This is a genomic window from Kitasatospora sp. SC0581 (genome assembly GCF_048159585.1).
Taxonomy (GTDB): Bacteria; Actinomycetota; Actinomycetes; order Streptomycetales; family Streptomycetaceae; genus Kitasatospora.
This window is the reverse complement of sequence record NZ_JBLRWA010000006.1, coordinates 1-17,136: the sequence shown is the minus strand read 5'-3', so window position 1 is coordinate 17,136 and position 17,136 is coordinate 1. Positions and strand designations below refer to the sequence as shown.

Here is a 17,136-nt window from a genome sequence, read left to right as displayed (position 1 = left end):
CGTTCCGCGCGTGCCCCCTGTGGCACTGCTACGGGTATGAACCAGACGAATCCTATTGAGCCCCAGAGGCCCGGAAACCCCCATGCGAAATCAGGACGATTCCGTATCTGGATCGTTATCAATCCCCTCAAGTCCCACACAAGCTGACGGTCGACCAGAAAGTCCCGGGGCGCTTTCTGTTATCCGGTCGGATTGCGCGTGCGGGCACAACGACGTTCTCGATCAACATATTTGTCGACAGGGAAGGTCACCGACCGATCAGGTCAGGGCATCCTCGGCGCCACCTCCCCGCTCCGCCCCGGACACCTCGCCCGACTCCCCCGCGGCCGGCCGCCCGCCCGGCGGCAGCGCCCGGACGACGGGCGCCGCGACCGCCGCCGGGGCCGGCGCCGGGGGCGCCCCGGAGCCCCTGCGCGCCTCCACCGCGCTGACGATCCACCCCGGCACAGCCTCGCCCCCGCCCTCCGCCCCGGCCGGACCGGCGCCGCCCGGCGGCTGCCCGCGCACCCCCGCCGCCCACCGGAACGCCGTGGTACCACGGGTGAGGTCGTGTCCGACCGATCGGGCGTCGATCTCGGCCCGGCTCCGCTTCACCTCCCCCTCCGTCCACTCGCGCACCCGCAGCCGGCCGCTCACCAGCACCGGATCGCCCTTGGACAGCGAGCCGATCAGATTGACCGCCAGCGCCCGCCAGGCCGTCACCGCCACCCACTGCGTCTCGCCGTCCACCCAGCACTCGCGCTGCCGGTCGTACCGCCGCTCGGTGCAGCCGAGCCGGAAGTTCGCCATCGGCACCCCGCCGCTGGTTTCGCCGTAGCTCACCTCCGTCGCGACATTGCCGATCACCGTCACATGCGTCTCGCTCACGGCACACCCTCCGTTCTCGCCGATGCACCGTACGGAATCGACCGGTGCGCCTTGAGCGTGCACTTCAGGGGAAATCCGGGCCACCGACTTCCGAAATCCTGTGGATAACTCGGGCCTGTGGAACTGTTGTCACCCGCAGGGGTGAATTTCAGCCTTCCGCCGCCGCTTCGACCCCACTTCTTCGCGGCCATGACAACAAACTCGCTGCTCGCCGCCCGGCCGGCGCACCCCGGAACCCGCCCGGGAACGCGCCCCGGAAGGCGCCCCGATGGCCGTCCGCGCACGTCATACGACCGGCGCAACCGCGATTAAGGCCCCCACCCGCACCGTCGGCGCCGCATTCTCCGTGCCGAATCCATAACGGGTGAGGAGGCAGCCCCGTAACGACTGCACAACGTCCGGCGCGGAACACTCCCAGACCGCTGCACTCACGGCCTTCACCTGCGATTATCGGACCGCTCCACCGAACCGACACACCAACGGCGGTGTCGTCACACCCGGCCTGGGAACCGGTCACCCTTATCCTGTCCCCGACAGGGCGAGGGCCCACCACCCCCACCCCCACCCTCAGGTACGGGGCCGGACAGCGCGCGCCCCGGCGCTCGCCAGCCCGATCCCGGCCACGGTCGCGCCCGCCAGGGCACCGCCCGTCCCGCCCCCATAGCTCAGCGGATAGAGCACCCGCCTTCTAAGCGGTAGGTCGCAGGTTCGAATCCTGCTGGGGGCACCACCCCGCAATTCCGCAGGCCACCACTCCGGCGGACACTTTCCGTGTCCGCTCCGGACCAGTCGGTAATCCCGTACACCAACCGTTCCGCGCACTCATCGCACAGAACTCGTGACCATGCGTGTCGGGCCGTCGGGAAAACGGGGCGAAAAACGGGTCCAACCGGAACAACCGGAATTCCCGGTGAATCCCCCACCCCGAACACGCCGGAGCCCGCCCCGGGCCGGGCCGGCGCGCTCGGAAGCGCCCCGGCCTACCCCGCCAGCCCGGCCAGCCCGGCCAGGTAGGCGTCCAGCAGCTCCGTCTGCCGCTCCGCCGGGAACTCCTCCGGGGCGAACAGCGCCTGGACCACCAGGCCCAGCACGAAGGCCTGCGCCCCCGCCGCGAGCGCGGCCGGGTCGGCCCGCGCCGGGAGCTCCCCCAGCCGCTGGGCGTCCGCGACGTGCGCCGTGAGCGCGGTGCGCGAGCGCGCGTAGCGGCCCGCGTGGGCGGCCGCCAGCTCCGGGTCGGCCAGGGCGTGGTCCCAGGATCCGACCCAGATCCGGTTGTCGGCGGCGGCCTCGCCGTCCAGCGGCAGCACGTCCAGCAGCGACGCCCGCACCCGGGCCAGACCGGCCGGCGGCGCGCTGCCGTCGGCGGGGGCGGTGCGCCGGGGCCGGGCCAGCGAGCGCCGGTCCAGCTCCTCCAGCGCGTGGCTCAGCAGCGCCCGCTTGTTCGGGAAGTAGTGCGTCAACAGCCCGGTGGAGGCACCCAGTTCGGCGGCCACCGCGCGCAGGGTCAGCCCCTCGAAGCCCCGGGTGGAGAGCACCCGCCACACCCCCTCGGAGACTTCCGAGCGTCGGGCGTCATGGTCTCCACGGGCCGGTGTCATGGGGGCTATCTTACGTACCAAACGTTTGTTATGAATAGTCCAGCCAACCTCAGCACCACCCGTGAAAGGCCGCCCGTGTTTGCCGTACCGCTCACCGAGAACGCCGAACTGCGCCCGCTGGAGCCCTGGCAGGCGCCCGAGTTCCTGACCCACCTCGACCGCGCCCGCGCCCACACCGACCCGTGGATCCCCTGGGCCACCTTCTCCGTCGACCTGGACTCCGCCCGCGCCACCCTCCAGCGCTACGCCGACGGCCTGGCCGCCGACCAGAAGCGGATCTACGGGATCTGGCTGGACGGCACCCTGGTCGGCGGCGTGATGTTCGTGAGCTTCGACGCCCGGTCCGGCGTCTGCGAGATCGGCGCCTGGACGGAGCCGGCCGGCGAGGGCCACGGGCTGATCACCGCCGCCGTCAAGCAGCTGCTCGACTACGCCTTCACCACCCGCGGCATGCACCGCGCCGAGTGGTGGTGCTCCTCCGTCAACGCCCGCAGCCGGGCGGTCGCCGAGCGGGTCGGCATGACCCGCGACGGCGTGCTGCGCGAGTGGTACCCGTACAACGGGGTCCGCTACGACAAGGAGATCTGGGCCGTGCTGGCCGACGAGTGGACCAGCCGGGCCTGAACCGGGAACGGCGCCGGGCCCGGTGGACTCCCCCGCTCACCGGGCCCCGCACCGAACCGAACCGCACCACACCGTCCCGGCGGCCCACCAGCCCGCCGGCCGTCGACCCGTCAGGCGGCCGGCGCCACCCCCGCCGACCCGGCCGGCCCCGCCAGCTCGGCCGGCCGCAGCCGCAGCACGCACACCAGTGCCAGCGCCAGCACCCCGCCCGCCGACAGGAAGACCACGTCCACCGCGTCCGTGAAGCTGCGCACCGCGTGCTCGTGCGCCGCCCCGGTCAGCGCCCGGACCGCGCCGAGCGGCCGCCCCGGCTCGCCCGCCTCGAAGACCCGGGTCAGCACGGTGCCGAAGAGCGCCGCGCCGAGCGCGCTGCCGAGGCTCTGGAAGAACTGGATCCCCGTGGTCGCCACCCCCAGCTGGTGCCGGGGCGCGGTCTCCTGCACCACCGTGACCAGCTGGCCGATCAGCTGCCCCAGCCCGCAGCCCAGCAGGGCGAGTTCGGCCAGCACCGCCCACAGCGCGGTGTCCGGCCCGCTGAGGCCGAGCAGGGCGAGGGCGAGCGTGGCGCAGGCCGCGCCGGCCGCCAGGAAGGTCCGGGGCGGGTGGCCGCGCCCGGTCAGCCGCCCGACCAGCAGGCCGGCCGCCGTCATCCCGGCCGCCATCGGGACCAGGTAGAGGCTGGCCGAGGTCGGAGCGACGCCCCGGGCGATCTGCAGGTAGAGCATCACGTACATGATCGAGCCGACCATGCCCATCCCGACCAGCCCCTGGATCGCGAAGCCCAGCCGCACCGCGCGGATCCGGAACAGCGACAGCGGCAGCACCGGCTCGGCGGCGGTGGCCTGACGCCACAGGAAGAGGCCGAGCGCGGCCAGGGTCGCGGCGGCGAGCCCGAGGATCACCGGGGAGGTCCAGGCGTGGTCCTTGCCGCCCCACTCGGTGACGAGCAGCAGCCCGGTCGCGAAGGCCGCCGCGAGGGCCGCGCCGACGAAGTCCAGGCTCCGGCGGCCGGCCGTTCGGGGCAGCCTGACCACCAGGGCGACGCCGACCAGCACCAGCAGGCCGAGCGGCAGGTTGACGTAGAAGACCCAGCGCCAGCCGAGGTGGTCGGTGAGCAGCGCGCCGACCAGCGGGCCGACCGCCATGCCGAGGCCCGCGACGATCCCGCCCACGGCCCCGCCCTTGGCGCCGCCGCGCTCCTCCGGGTCCTTGAACTGGGCGATGACCACCATGGTGACGCTCATCAGCCCGCCGCCGCCGACGCCCTGCACCGCCCGGAAGGCGATCAGCTGGTCCATCGACTGCGCCGCCCCGCAGAGCGCCGAGCCGAGCAGGAAGGTGCCGACGGCCCCGAGCAGCACGCGCTTGGCGCCGTACACGTCGCAGAGCCTGCCGTACAGCGGCAGCAGCGCGGTGGCGGCCAGGGCGAACGCGCTGACCAGCCAGGGCAGCCGGTCCACGCCGTGGACGGGATCGAGGTCACGGACGATCGGCACGGTGGCGGCCGACACGATGTTCATGTCGAGCACCGCCAGCACGATCGTGACCAGGCAGAGCAGCATGCCCAGCTTGCGCTGGGCCGGGGTCATCAGCGCGGTGTCCGGCGGCGCGGGTACGGCAGCGGGTACGGCGGCGGCGGTGGTGGCCATGGTCGGGTCCCCCCAGGGTCCGTCGGGTTCGCGCCGGGGCCGGGGCGGCCGGCGGCACGCCCTCACCATCGCAGCGTTTTTGGACTCGGTCAATTCTTCATCCCGACCAATCTTTCTGCCGGGTCAACATTTGATCCTGGTACAGTCCCCCCATGGCGATGCGACCCGCACAGGACTTCGGCCCCGACGTCGACCTCGACGCCCTCCCGCTGCGCGAGCGCAAGAAGTTCCAGACCGGCATGCGGATCTTCCGCACGGCCGTCGCGCTGTTCACCGAGCGCGGCTTCGACCAGGTCTCGGTCGCGGAGATCGCCGCCGCCGCCGAGGTGTCCAAGATGACCGTCTTCAACTACTTCCCCACCAAGGAAGACCTGGTCATGGGCCCGATGGAGCAGCACCTCGACGAGCCGGCCCAGGCGGTGCGCGACCGCGCCCTGGGCACCTCGGCGGTGACGGCACTGCGCGAGCAGTTCCTCGCCGCACTGGAGCGCTTCGACCCGGCCGCCGGGCTGAACGACGACCGGATCGTGCTCGACGTGGTCCGGCTGATCCACCGCACCCCCGCGCTGACCGCCCGCGCCACCCACGGCTTCGACCGGCTGGCGCACGCCGCGCTCGCCGCCGAACTGCTCGCCCAGGACCCGGCCCACGACGAACTGACCGCCCGGGTCGCCACCGCCCAGCTGCTCGCCGTCCGGGTCGCGCTGATCGCCGCCAACCACCGGCGGATGCTGGCCGGCGAGCGCGCCGCCGACGCCCTGCCCGCCGTCCTGGAGGAGGCCCGCCGCGCCTTCGCCCTGCTCGAGCACGGCCTCGGCGACTACTGCGCCCGCGCCGCCTGAGAGAGTTGGCGCACCACGACCGACCGGAGGTGCGCATGGACCAGCCGCTGCTCACGCGGGACCGCTCCGCCCTGCCCGCGCAGGCCGAGGGCCTCAACGCGTACGTCGGCGAGGACGGCGTCGCCGTCCTGGAGTTCGCCCGCCCGCACCGCCGCAACGCGGTGACCCTGGCGGTCTGGCAGGCGCTGCCCAAGGTGCTGGAGCAGCTGGCCGGCCACCCGGGCGTGCGCGTCCTGCTGCTCACCGGCGCCGGCAACACCTTCAGCGCGGGCGCGGACATCGCCGAACTCTCCGAGGTGTACGGCGATCCGGACCGCGCGGAGGCCTACCACGCGACCAATGTCGCCGCCGAGGAGGCGCTGGCGGCCTTCCCGCACCCGACCGTCGCCGTGGTGCACGGCGCCTGCGTCGGCGGCGGCTGCCAGCTGGCCGTCGCCTGCGACCTGCGGTTCGTCGCCGAGGACGCCCGGCTCGGGATCACCCCGGCCAAGCTCGGCGTGGTCTACCCGGCGGTGCCGACCGTACGGCTGGCCCGGCTGATCGGCCCGGCCCGGGCCAAGTACCTGCTGTTCTCCGGCGAGTTGGTGGCCGGCCGGGACGCGCTGCCGCTCGGCCTGGCCGAACGCGTCCTGCCAGACGCCGAACTGGACGCCGCCGCCCTGGACTTCGCCCGGCTGCTGACCCGTCGCTCCGCCCAGACCGTCGGCGCGGCCAAGGCCGTCCTGGACGCCCCGCCCGAGCGGGCCGACGAGGTCCTGGCCCCCTGGCTGCTCCGCGCCCGGGAGGGCTCGGACGTCCGCGAGGGCCTGGCCGCCTTCCTGGAGGGCCGGCCCGCCCGGTTCTGAACGGGAACGGGTCCAGGCGGGAACGCTTCCGCGCGGGAACGGTGCGGGCCCGGCGGAAGGGGGCGCAGCAGCACCCGTACGATCATCCGGCCGGAACCCGTCCACCCCTTCCCGCCCCCGGAGCACCCACCCCGATGACGACCGAGGCCCAGGCCGTGCCCGCCCCGCCCGCCCCCACCCGCCGGACGGCCCTGGCCCGCCGGATCACCGACGGCCTGGAGCCGAAGAACGTGATCCTCGTGCTGCTCCCGCTGCTGGGCGGCCTCCGCTACGGCTGGTCGGGCATCGGCTGGGCGCTGTTCGCCGCCCTGTTCGCCGCCGTCGTCCCGACCCTGATCATCGGCCACGGCATGCGCAAGGGCACCGTGGCGGACCGTCACGTCGGCCGACGGCAGCGCCGGCTGACCCTCTTCCCGCTCATCATGGGCTCGGTGCTGCTCAGCTTCGCGGTGATGATCGGACTGGACGCCCCGGCCGACCTGACCGCGCTGGTGCTGGCGATGTTCGCCTCGCTGGTCCCGATCCTGGTGATCACCGTCTGGTGGAAGGTCTCCGTGCACACCGCCGTGGCCACCGGCGCGGTGGTCTGCCTCGCCATCGCGCTCGGCCCGCTCTGGCTGCTGCTCGGCGCGCTGGTCCCGCTGATCGGGTGGTCCCGGGTGGTGCTGCGGGACCACACCGCCGCGCAGACGGCCGTCGGCGCGGTGGTGGGCGCGCTCGCCGCCGGCCTCACCTTCTGGGCCGCCCGCTGACGGACGGCCCACCGGCCCGGGCGACCAGGGCGACCAGGGCAACCGGTCAGCGGATCGGCACCCCCGAGATCGCCCGGGCGATCACCAGCCGCTGGATCTCGCTGGTCCCCTCGAAGATCGAGTAGATCGCGCTGTCCCGGTGCATCCGCTCCACCGGGTACTCCCGGGTGAAGCCGTTGCCGCCGAGGATCTGCATCGCCTGCGCGGTCACGTACTTGGCGGTCTCGCCCGCGTACAGCTTGGACATCGAGCCCTCGGCCGCCGTGAACGGCTGGTTGTTGACCGCCATCCAGGAGGCCCGCCACACCAGCAGCCGGGCCGCGTCGATCCGGGTCCTCATGTCGGCGAGCTGGAAGGCCACGCCCTGGTTGTCGATGATCGGCCGGCCGAACTGCTCCCGGGTCCTCGCGTAGTCCAGCGCCACCTCGTACGCGGCCCGGGCGATGCCGATCGCCTGCGCGCCGACGGCCGGACGGGAGGCCTCGAAGGTGGCCATCGCCGCGTTGCCCCTGCCGCCGGGGCGCTTGACGCCCTCGCGGGCCCGGGCGAGGCGCTCGTCCAGCTTCTCCTTGCCGCCGAGCAGGCAGCTGCCGGGCACCCGGACGCCGTCCAGCACCACCTCGGCGGTGTGCGAGGCGCGGATGCCGTGCTTCTTGAACTTCTGGCCCTGGCTCAGCCCCGGGGTGCCCGGCGGGACGACGAAGGAGGCCTGGCCCTTGGCGCCGAGCTCCGGGTCGACGGTGGCGACCACCACGTGGACGGCGGCGATCCCGCCGTTGGTGGCCCAGGTCTTGGTGCCGGTGAGCACCCACTCGTCCTTGGCCTCGTCGTACACCGCCCGGGTGCGCAGCGCCGAGACGTCGGAGCCGGCGTCCGGCTCGGAGGAGCAGAAGGCGGCCACCTTGACGTCCTCCGGGGTGCCGAACATCTGCGGGGTCCAGGTGCCGATCTGCTCGTCGGTGCCGTTGGCCAGCACCGCGACGGCGGCCAGGGTGGTGCCGACGATGGACAGCCCGATGCCCGCGTCGCCCCAGAACAGCTCCTCCATGGCGATCGGGATGCCGACGCCGGAGGGGTCGAAGTACTGCTGGGCGTAGAAGTCCAGCGAGTAGATGCCGAGTTTGGCGGCCTCCTGGATGACCGGCCAGGGGGTCTCCTCGCGCTCGTCCCACTCGGCCGCGGCGGGGCGCATCACGTCGGCGGCGAAGCCGTGCAGCCAGTCGCGTACGGCGAGCTGGTCCGCGCCCGGGTCCAGCGAGAACGTGCTGCTCATGGTGCGTGCCTCCGAAGACGTGTGCGGCCGACCGGGGTGTTACCTCGGGTAACATCGTCGGAGTCTGCTACTGATTGGTAACCGGTGTCAACGCCCAGACGGACCCCAACTCCGAGGAGCAGCGCATGTCCCGAGAGCCCCGCCGCGAGCAGCTGCTCAACGCCGCCGACCGGGTCGTCCAGCGCGAGGGGCCGGGCGCCAGCATGAACGCCATCGCCGCCGAGGCCGGCATCACCAAGCCGATCCTCTACCGCCACTTCGGCGACCGGAACGGCCTGATCAGAGCCCTGACCGAGCGCCACACCGGCGGACTGCTGGCCGCCGTCCGGGCCGCCCTCGCCGAGCCGCTGGAGCGCCGCGACCGGGTCGAGCACGTCCTGGACACCTACCTCGCCGGCATCGAGGCCCGCCCCCAGGTCTACCGGCTGCTCACCCACCCCGAGCCCGGCGACCCGAGCGGCGCCGGCAACGCCCTCGCCCCCGCGCTCCGGCAGATCGCCGAGGAGATCACCCGGGCCGTACAGAGCCAGGTCGACCTCGGCGCCGACCGCGACCTGCTCGCCGAGGCCTGGGGCCGGGGCATCACCGGGATGGTGCTGGCCGCCGGGGACTGGTGGCTGGAGACCAGACCCTGCTCGCGCGCCCGGATGGTGCAGGCGCTGGCCGACCTGCTCTGGGGCCGGCTGGCCGCCGCCGCGGACCGGCCGACCGCCGTCCTGCCGACCGCGCCCGAACCGGCCGCGGACTGAGTCCTCCGTAGACCGAACTCTTGTGCGGCGCACGGAAGTCCGGGCATCATCGGGCCCCACCCCCACCCCCCGCCGTGCGAGGTCCCCGATGCGCCTGCGCCGCACCGCCGTCGCCCTGCTGCTCGCCGCCACCGCCGTCCTCACCGCCGTCCCGGCCTCGGCCCACGACGGGCCCCCGGACCGCTTCCCCACCGGTACGGTCACCGCCGCCGACGGCCGTACCGCCCTCACCGACGCCCAGGGCCGCCGGCTCCTCCTGCGCGGCTTCAACCTCGACAAGTACGCCGAGGCCACCCCGGCCGACCTCGACTCCGTCGCCGCCCAGGGCTTCACCCTGGTCCGGCTGCCGGTCTCCTGGACCAGGCTGGAACCCCGGCGCGGCCGCCTCGACCCCACCGAACTGCACCGCGTCCAGCGGCTCCTCGACCGGGCCGACCGGCTGGGCCTGCTGGTCCTGGTCGACCTCCACCAGGACGTCTACGGGCCCGCGTTCGGCGGCGGCACCAACGGCGTCCCCGTCTGGGCCACCCGGGACGACGGCCTGCCGTTCACCCCGGACCCGGACGACTGGTTCGCCGGCTACTTCCAGCCCGCCGTCCAGGCCGCCTTCCGCCACCTCTACGACGACCCCGACCTGCGCGCCTGGCAGGCCGACTTCTACACCCGGCTCGCCCGCGAACTGCGCGGCCACCGCTCGCTGCTGGGCTACGACCTGTTCAACGAGCCGTTCGGCCCGGTGGACGGCGACCCGAGCGACCCGGCCGTGCTGGCCGCCGCCGCCTCCGCCCTGGAGCAGGGCCGGCTCGCCGACATGTACCGCCGCCTGATCGCCGCCGTGCGCCGGGCCGACTCCCGCGCCTGGCTGTTCGTCGAGCCGACCGTGCTGGTCGGCCAGGGCGTGCCCACCAGCCTGCCCGGCTTCGCCGACCCCCGCCCCGGCGCGGCCCGGCTCGGCTACGCGCCGCACTTCTACGACACCGCGGTCGAGGGCGGCGCCGACTGGAACCCCGCCGACGGCTTCGTGGAGCGGTACACCGCCGCGATCACCGGCTACCCGGCCGCCCACCGCCTGCCCGTCCTGGTCGGCGAGTGGGGCCCGCCGGACTCCCGCACCCCGGGCAACACCGAGCTGGTCCGCCGTCAGACCGCCGCGATGGACGGCTTCGCCGAGGGCTGGACGATGTGGTACTGGTGCCGGGGCAACGGCGGCTACTGCGCGCTCGACCCGGCCGGGCGCCCCGCCCCCGGCGACGAACCCGCCTTCGGCCCGTACCCGGTGGCCGTCGCGGGCACGGACGTCCGCACCGACGCCCGCGCCGACGGCGCCACCGTCCGCTGGCGCGCCGACGGCACCGGGCGCGGCAGCGAACTCCTGCTCCCCCCGGCCGCGTTCCCGCACGGGGCCCGGGTCGCCGTCTCCCCCGCCGGCGCCCGGGTCGAGGTCGACCAGCCGACCGGCGGGCGCGCGGGAACCGTCCGCGTCCGGCTCCCGCACACCCGCCGGGGCACAACCGTGACGGTCACGCTCACCGCGGCCTGACCGTGACGGTGACGGTCAGACCAGCCCCCGGCGGGCCAGCAGCGGCCCGGTCTCCGGAGCCCGGCCGACCACCGCGCGGAAGGACTCCAGCGGGTCCCGGCTGAACCCGCGCGCCAGCAGCTCGCGCCGGAACAGCTCACCGCTCTCCCGCACCGCGCGCCCGTTGGTCTCGAACCACTGCACGGTGTCGGCGTCCAGCACCTCCGACCAGATGTACGCGTAGTACGCGGCGCTGTAGCCGCTGGAGAAGATGTGCTGGAAGTACGTCGTCCGGTAGCGCGGCGGGACCGCGTCCACCGCGATCCCGGCCGCGGCGAGCGCCCGCGCCTCGAACTCCTCGGCGTCCGCGACCTCCTCGCCGCGCGGCACGGTGTGCCACGCCCAGTCCAGCAGCGTGGCCGCCAGGTACTCCACCGTCCGGAAGCCCTGCCCGAAGCCCTCGGCCGCCGTCATCCGCTCGACCAGCTCGGCCGGCAGCGGCTCCCCGGTCGCGTGGTGGCGGGCGTAGTTGGCCAGCACCTCCGGCCGGACCATCCACATCTCGTTGACCTGCGAGGGGAACTCGACGAAGTCCCGGGGCACCGAGGTGCCGGAGAACAGCGGGTAGCGCACGTCCGAGAACAGCCCGTGCAGCGCGTGCCCGAACTCGTGGAACAGCGTGCGCACCTCGTCCCAGTCCATCAGCACCGGCTCGCCGGGCGCCGGGCGCGGGATGTTGAGGTTGTTCAGCACCACCGGGCGCTGCCCGGTCAGCCCGGACTGGGCCACCATCGCGTCCATCCAGGCGCCGCCGCGCTTGGACGCCCGGGCGTGGAAGTCGCCGATGAACAGGCCCAGCGGGGTGCCGTCCTCCTCGAACACCTCGAAGACCCGGGCGTCCCGGTGGTGGGCCGTCAGCTCCGGCCGCTCGGTGAAGGTCACCCCGTACGCCAGGTTCGCGGCGAAGAACACGCCGTCCCGCAGCACTCGCTCCAGCTCGAAGTACGGGCGCAGCACGGCCGCGTCCACCTGGTAGGAGCTCTGCCGGACCTTCTCCGAGTAGTACGCCCAGTCGTGCGCGGCGATCTCCGTGATGCCGTCCGCGGCGGCCGCCCGGGCCAGCTCGGCGGCCTCCCGGCGGGCGTTGGCCACCGCCGGCTCCACCAGCCGGGCCAGCAGCGAGGAGACCGCCTCGACGGTGCCGGCCGTCTCGTCCGCCACCACGTACGCGGCGTGGCTCGGGTACCCGAGCAGCGCCGCCCGCTCGGCGCGCAGCCCGGCCATCCGGATCGCCAGCGGGCCGTTGGCCTCGACGCCCCGGCCGAGCGAGGCGGCCAGCAGCCGCTCGCGCACCGCGCGGTCGGTGAGCTGGGCCAGCTCGGGCTGGCCGGAGGTGTTCTTCAGGCTCAGCACGTACCGGCCGTCGTGGCCCAGCACCCGGGCGTTCTCGGCGGCCCCGGCGATCGCGCCCCCGGACAGCCCGGCGAGCTCCTCGGCGGAGTCCAGGACCAGCGCGGCGGCCCGGGTGGCGGCGTTCACGTTCTGCTGGAACGTGGTGCCGAGCGCGGCGAGTTCGGCGTTCAGCTCGCGCAGCCGGGCCTGCTCGGCCGCGCCCAGCCGGGCGCCGGAGCGCACGAAGGCGGTGTACCGGCGCTCCAGCAGGCGCAGCGACTCCGGGTCCAGGCCGAGCCCGGCGCGGTCCTCGTACAGCGCCTCGATCCGGGCGAACAGCGCGAGGTCCAGGTGGATCGCGTCGTGGTGGGCGGCGAGCAGCGGGCTCACCTTCGCCTCCACCTCGTCCAGCACGTCGGTGGTGTCCGAGGAGGACTGGTTGCGGAACACCGCGTCGACCCGGCGCAGCAGCTCCCCGGAGCGCTCCAGGGCCACCAGGGTGTTCTCGAAGGTCGGCAGGCTCCGGTCCGCGGTGATCACCGCGATCTCGGCCAGCTGCTCGGCCATCCCCCGCTCGTACGCGGGCAGGTAGTGCTCCTCGCGGATCTCGGCGAACGGCGGGAGCTCGTAGACCAGCGGGCTGGCCTGGAAGAACGGGTTCACGGTCATTTCGCGAACCCTACGCCGTGTCCCCGGCCCTGCCCACGTGCTTTTGCCGCCCCTCGCGGGGCCCGCGTGCCGCCCGTTGTCGTACCCACCCGTTAACGTCGACGCGCGGGCCCGTCGGTCGCGGGCCGCGGCGTGCCCGTCCGCGGGCCCGCGTCCCCGTACCCGTCCCCGCACGCCCGACCGCGCGCCGGAGAGGAGCAGCCCCCGTGGCACCAAGGACCGCCATCGCGCCCGATCCGCACGGCCCCGGCGGCCGGCTCCAGCCGCTGGACGACACGGGCCGGCCGCTCGGCCCGCCGGAGGCCGTCCGCGACCTCGCCACCGCCGTCGCCGCCCGGGAGGCCGCCGACCACCCGCGCTGGGTCTGGGCCGCCGCCGACTCCGGGTACGCCCCGCTGCTGCCGCGCCTGCCCGACCGGCTCGCCCGCTGCCACGACCTGCGGCTGGTCGAGGCGCTGCTGCTGGCGCACGAGGGCCGGTTCGGGGCGCCGCGCTCGCTCGGCGCCGCCTGGGCCCGGCTGCGGAACCTGCCCGTCCCGGCGGACCTGCCCGAGCCCGGCCTGGCCGACGCCGACGACGGCCAGGACACCCTGTTCGCCCCCGACCGGCTGCAACTGCCGCCCGGCGCCGACCCGTTGGAGGCCGTGGTCGCCGTCCACGCCGAACAGCAGCGCCGGATCGCCGCCATCGCCGACCCGGCCGCCCGGCAGCGCTTCCGGCTGCTGGTCGCCGCCGAGTCGGCCGGCGCCCTGGTGGCCGCCGAGACGGCCCACGACGGGCTGCCCTGGCGGGCCGACGTCCACGACCGGCTGCTGACCGAACTGCTCGGCCCCCGGCCGACCGTCCCCGGCACCCAGCCCAGGGTCCTCGCCGAGCTCGCCGTCGACCTCCAGCAGGCCCTCGGCGCCAAGCCGTTCAACCCCGACTCGCACACCCAGGTGCTGCGCGCCTTCGCCGAGGCGGGCATCCAGCTCGGCTCCACCCGCTCCTGGGAGCTCAAGGGCGTCGACCACCCGGCCGCGCAGCTGCTGGTCCGCTACAAGGAGCTGTCCCGGATCCACGTCGCGCACGGCTGGGCCTGGCAGGACGCCTGGGCCCGCGGCGGCCGGTTCCGGCCCGAGTACGTGGTCGGCGGCGTGGTCTCCGGCCGCTGGGCCAGCCGCGGCGGCGGCGCCCTACAGATCCCGCGCATCCTGCGCCGCGCCGTGGTCGCCGACCCGGGCTGGCTGCTGGTCGTCGCCGACGCCGCCCAGCTGGAGCCCCGGGTGCTCGCCGCGCTCTCCCAGGACGCCGGGCTGGCCCGCACCGCCGCCGGCGGCGACCTGTACGAGGCGCTCGCCGCCCAGGCCTTCCAGGGCGACCGGGACAAGGCCAAGCTCGGCCTGCTCGGCGCCATGTACGGGCAGACCAGCGGCGACATCGGCCCGCTGCTGAACACCCTGCACCGCCGCTACCCGGCCGCGATGGGCTACGTCGAGGCCGCCGCCCGCACCGGCGAGGACGGCGGCGTGGTCGCCTCCCGGCTCGGCCGGGTCTGCCCGCCGGCCTCCGCCGACTTCCTCGACCTCACCGAGGGCGAGGGCGCGGGCGAGGCCGGCGGCCGCACCGCCCGCGCCCGCGGCCGCTTCACCCGCAACTTCGTCATCCAGGCCAGCGCCGCCGACTGGGCGCTGGCCCTGCTCGCGGCCCTGCGCCGCCGGCTGAACGAACTGCCCGCCGCGGGCCCGGAGGACCGCCCGCACCTGGTGTTCTTCCAGCACGACGAGGTGATCGTGCACACCCCGGCCAACCTCGCCGACGAGGTGGCCGCCGCCGTCGCCGAGGCCGCCGACGAGGCCCGCCGGCTGGTGTTCGGCGACACCCCGGTGCGCTTCCCGCTCAGCACGGCGGTGGTGGACTGCTACGCGGACGCCAAGTGAGCCGCGGGCACTGGACGACGCCCGGACACCGGTCCGTCAGAGCTTCCGGAACCCGCGCGCGTCCTCGGCCGCCGCGACCACCTCGGCCAGCCCCGCCCCGGTCGAGGCGGTGACGGCGGCGGCCACCGCGCCCTCCACGAACGGCGCGTCCACCAGCTGCACGCCCGGGCGCGGCTCGTCCTCCAGCACCGTGACGGCGGTGAGCACCGAGCTGCCGAGGTCCGGCAGCACGACCACGCCCGCCCCGGCGTCGGCCCGCGCGATCGCCCCGGCGATCAGGTCGTAGCTGGTGCCGAGCCCGCCGTCCTCGGTGCCGCCCGCGACGACCACCCGCACGCCGTCCGAGGCGAGTTCGCCGAGCAGCTCGCGCAGCCCCTCCGCGAGCCGGGCGCTGTGCGAGACCAGAACAATGCCCACGTTCTCACTCATGCGGCCGACCCTACGGCCGGAACCAGGTACTCCGGGAGAGTGATCGGAATCCCGCGTGTCGCACCCCGTGCCCACCACCCCCGTCTGGCGTAGCGTCGGGGCTACGGCGTCGCCGGCCGTGGCGTCCTCACCCAGGTCACCCAGGTCACCAAGGGAGCGAAGAGCGTTGAAGAAGCTGATCAACACCCCGGAGAGCGTCCTGGAGGACGCGCTGGCCGGGATCGCCGCCGCCCATCCGGAGCTGACGGTGGACGTCCCCAACCGGGTGATCACCCGGGCCGCCCGGTCGGCCGGCCCGAAGGTCGCGCTGATCTCCGGCGGCGGCTCCGGCCACGAACCGCTGCACGGCGGCTTCGTCGGCCCCGGCATGCTCGACGCCGCCTGCCCGGGCGAGGTCTTCACCTCGCCCGTCCCGGACCAGATGCTGGCCGCCGCCAAGGCCGTGGAGACCGGCGCCGGCGTGGTCTTCGTCGTGAAGAACTACACCGGCGACGTGATGAACTTCGAGCTCGCCGCCGAACTCGCCGCCGAGGAGGGCCTGGAGGTCCGCACCGTCCTGGTCAACGACGACGTCGCGGTCGAGGACTCCACCTGGACGGCCGGCCGCCGGGGCACCGGCGCGACCGTCCTGGTCGAGAAGACCGCCGGCGCGCTGGCCGAGCGCGGCGCCCCGCTGGACGAGGTGGCCGCCCTGGGCGAGCGGGTCAACGCCGCCTCCCGCTCCTTCGCCGTCGCGCTCACCGCGGCCACCGTCCCGGCCGCCGGCAAGCCCGGCTTCGACCTGCCCGAGGACGAGATCGAGGTCGGCGTCGGCATCCACGGCGAGCCCGGCCGCCGGCGCGAGAAGCTCCGCCCGGCCCGCGAGCTGGCCGCCGAGGTGGTCGACACCATCCTGACCGACCACCACCTGACCCCGGGCGACGAGGTGATCGCCCTGCTCAACGGCCTCGGCGCGACCCCGCTGCTGGAGCTGTACGTGGTCTACGGCGAGGTCGCCGCCCGGCTCGCCGAGCGCGGCATCACGGTGGCCCGCAGCCTGGTCGGCAACTACGTCACCAGCCTGGACATGGCGGGCTTCTCGCTCACCCTCACCAAGGCCGACGCCGAGCTGCTGGAACTCTGGGACGCCCCGGTCGACACCCCCGCCCTCAAGCGGGCCTGAGGAGGACGCACGATGGACTTCGACACCCCGCTGGCCGAGGCCTGGGTCCGCGCGATCGCCGCGGCCGTCGAGAAGGAGCGGGCCCGGCTCACCGACCTGGACTCCGCGATCGGCGACGGCGACCACGGCAGCAACCTCCAACGCGGCTTCGCCGCCGCCCTGACCGCCCTGGACGGCTTCCAGCCCGCCGGCCCCGGCGCCGTCCTCACCAAGACCGGCACCACCCTCATCTCCAAGGTCGGCGGCGCCTCCGGCCCGCTCTACGGCAAGGCCTTCCGCGCCATCGGCGCCGCCCTGCCCGACCCGGCCGGCCCGGCCGCCGTCGCCGAGGCCCTGTCCGCCGGCCTGGACGCCATCCGCCTCCTCGGCAAAGCCGCCCCCGGCGACAAGACCATCGTGGACGCCTGGACCCCGGCCGTCGCCGCCTTCCGCGCCACAGCCGCCACCGGCGCCGACCTCCCCACAGCGGCCGCAGCGGCCGCCGAAGCCGCCGAACAGGGCGCCCGCGACACCATCCCCCTCCAGGCCCGCAAGGGCCGCGCCTCCTACCTCGGCGAACGCAGCATCGGCCACCAGGACCCGGGCGCCACCTCCACCGCCCTCGTCTTCCGCACCCTCGCCGACATCACCACCACCTGACCCCCACCCACCACCCCTCACACCCACCCCACCCCACCCCACACCCACCCCACCCGCCTCACCCCCCACCTCCCGCACCAGGGCCCCCTCCCCCACCCCCACCCACCCGCCCCTCCCCTCTAGCGAGAGGGACGCGCTGCGGGAGGGGGTGGCGCAGGGGGTGGCCGCGGAGAGGGGCGTGACGGGTGATTTTCAGACTGCCAACGGT

General features: G+C 74.7%; 15 protein-coding genes and 1 tRNA gene. 10 read left to right on the top strand and 6 right to left on the bottom strand.

Going from position 1 to position 17,136, the window contains the following annotated elements; all coding sequences use genetic code 11:
- Positions 1-258: 258 nt before the first annotated feature.
- The gene (locus tag ACLWS4_RS12590) at positions 259-867 is read right to left on the bottom strand and encodes a single-stranded DNA-binding protein (protein WP_416874149.1); all 609 of its coding nucleotides are present in this window, start codon (positions 865-867) and stop codon (positions 259-261) included.
- A gap of 654 nt (positions 868-1,521) precedes the next feature.
- Here ACLWS4_RS12590 and ACLWS4_RS12585 point away from each other — a divergent pair.
- Positions 1,522-1,597, top strand: a tRNA-Arg gene (locus ACLWS4_RS12585).
- A gap of 250 nt (positions 1,598-1,847) precedes the next feature.
- Here the strand turns inward: ACLWS4_RS12585 and ACLWS4_RS12580 are convergent.
- On the bottom strand, positions 1,848-2,465 hold the full coding sequence (locus ACLWS4_RS12580) for a TetR/AcrR family transcriptional regulator (protein ID WP_380739237.1): 618 nt from the start codon (positions 2,463-2,465) through the stop codon (positions 1,848-1,850).
- A gap of 75 nt (positions 2,466-2,540) precedes the next feature.
- Between ACLWS4_RS12580 and ACLWS4_RS12575 the strand changes: the two genes are divergently transcribed.
- On the top strand, positions 2,541-3,089 hold the full coding sequence (locus ACLWS4_RS12575; RefSeq protein ID WP_416874148.1) for a GNAT family N-acetyltransferase: 549 nt from the start codon (positions 2,541-2,543) through the stop codon (positions 3,087-3,089).
- A gap of 110 nt (positions 3,090-3,199) precedes the next feature.
- Here the strand turns inward: ACLWS4_RS12575 and ACLWS4_RS12570 are convergent, their stop codons facing one another.
- Positions 3,200-4,738, bottom strand: coding sequence for an MFS transporter (locus tag ACLWS4_RS12570; protein WP_416874147.1), 1,539 nt, complete (start codon positions 4,736-4,738; stop codon positions 3,200-3,202).
- 152 nt (positions 4,739-4,890) lie between these two features.
- On the opposite strand from ACLWS4_RS12570, the gene ACLWS4_RS12565 reads away from it, so the two are divergent.
- The 3 genes from ACLWS4_RS12565 (at position 4,891) to ACLWS4_RS12555 (ending at position 7,177) form a co-directional block, all read left to right on the top strand.
- A complete protein-coding gene (locus tag ACLWS4_RS12565; RefSeq protein WP_416874146.1) occupies positions 4,891-5,580 on the top strand; it encodes a TetR family transcriptional regulator in 690 nt (229 codons plus the stop codon).
- Between the two features lie 35 nt (positions 5,581-5,615).
- Complete coding sequence (locus ACLWS4_RS12560) at positions 5,616-6,425, top strand: enoyl-CoA hydratase/isomerase family protein (protein WP_416874145.1); 810 nt, start codon at positions 5,616-5,618, stop codon at positions 6,423-6,425.
- A gap of 134 nt (positions 6,426-6,559) precedes the next feature.
- Positions 6,560-7,177 (top strand): hypothetical protein, encoded by a 618-nt coding sequence (locus ACLWS4_RS12555; protein ID WP_416874144.1) that lies wholly within the window; start codon positions 6,560-6,562, stop codon positions 7,175-7,177.
- A 46-nt stretch (positions 7,178-7,223) separates the two neighbouring features.
- Here ACLWS4_RS12555 and ACLWS4_RS12550 read toward each other — a convergent pair whose 3' ends face one another.
- The gene (locus tag ACLWS4_RS12550; RefSeq protein WP_049655719.1) at positions 7,224-8,450 is read right to left on the bottom strand and encodes an acyl-CoA dehydrogenase family protein; all 1,227 of its coding nucleotides are present in this window, start codon (positions 8,448-8,450) and stop codon (positions 7,224-7,226) included.
- Positions 8,451-8,575: 125 nt separating this feature from the next.
- Between ACLWS4_RS12550 and ACLWS4_RS12545 the strand changes: the two genes are divergently transcribed.
- Positions 8,576-9,199, top strand: coding sequence for a TetR family transcriptional regulator (locus tag ACLWS4_RS12545; protein ID WP_049655722.1), 624 nt, complete (start codon positions 8,576-8,578; stop codon positions 9,197-9,199).
- 88 nt (positions 9,200-9,287) lie between these two features.
- Positions 9,288-10,739 carry a cellulase family glycosylhydrolase gene (locus ACLWS4_RS12540; RefSeq protein WP_416874143.1) on the top strand — a complete coding sequence of 484 codons (1,452 nt, stop codon included), beginning with the start codon at positions 9,288-9,290 and terminating at the stop codon, positions 10,737-10,739.
- A gap of 15 nt (positions 10,740-10,754) precedes the next feature.
- Here the strand turns inward: ACLWS4_RS12540 and ACLWS4_RS12535 are convergent, their stop codons facing one another.
- Positions 10,755-12,779 carry a M3 family metallopeptidase gene (locus tag ACLWS4_RS12535; RefSeq protein ID WP_416874142.1) on the bottom strand — a complete coding sequence of 675 codons (2,025 nt, stop codon included), beginning with the start codon at positions 12,777-12,779 and terminating at the stop codon, positions 10,755-10,757.
- Between the two features lie 206 nt (positions 12,780-12,985).
- Between ACLWS4_RS12535 and ACLWS4_RS12530 the strand changes: the two genes are divergently transcribed.
- On the top strand, positions 12,986-14,698 hold the full coding sequence (locus ACLWS4_RS12530; protein ID WP_074005551.1) for a bifunctional 3'-5' exonuclease/DNA polymerase: 1,713 nt from the start codon (positions 12,986-12,988) through the stop codon (positions 14,696-14,698).
- Positions 14,699-14,734: 36 nt separating this feature from the next.
- Here ACLWS4_RS12530 and dhaM read toward each other — a convergent pair whose 3' ends face one another.
- A complete protein-coding gene (dhaM, locus tag ACLWS4_RS12525) occupies positions 14,735-15,127 on the bottom strand; it encodes a dihydroxyacetone kinase phosphoryl donor subunit DhaM (protein WP_049659695.1) in 393 nt (130 codons plus the stop codon).
- Between the two features lie 166 nt (positions 15,128-15,293).
- Between dhaM and dhaK the strand changes: the two genes are divergently transcribed.
- Together dhaK and dhaL are read left to right on the top strand one after the other, a co-directional pair.
- Positions 15,294-16,289 (top strand): dihydroxyacetone kinase subunit DhaK, encoded by a 996-nt coding sequence (dhaK, locus tag ACLWS4_RS12520; RefSeq protein ID WP_416874141.1) that lies wholly within the window; start codon positions 15,294-15,296, stop codon positions 16,287-16,289.
- A 12-nt stretch (positions 16,290-16,301) separates the two neighbouring features.
- Positions 16,302-16,928, top strand: coding sequence for a dihydroxyacetone kinase subunit DhaL (gene dhaL / locus ACLWS4_RS12515; protein WP_416874140.1), 627 nt, complete (start codon positions 16,302-16,304; stop codon positions 16,926-16,928).
- The last annotated feature ends 208 nt before the right edge of the window (positions 16,929-17,136 follow it).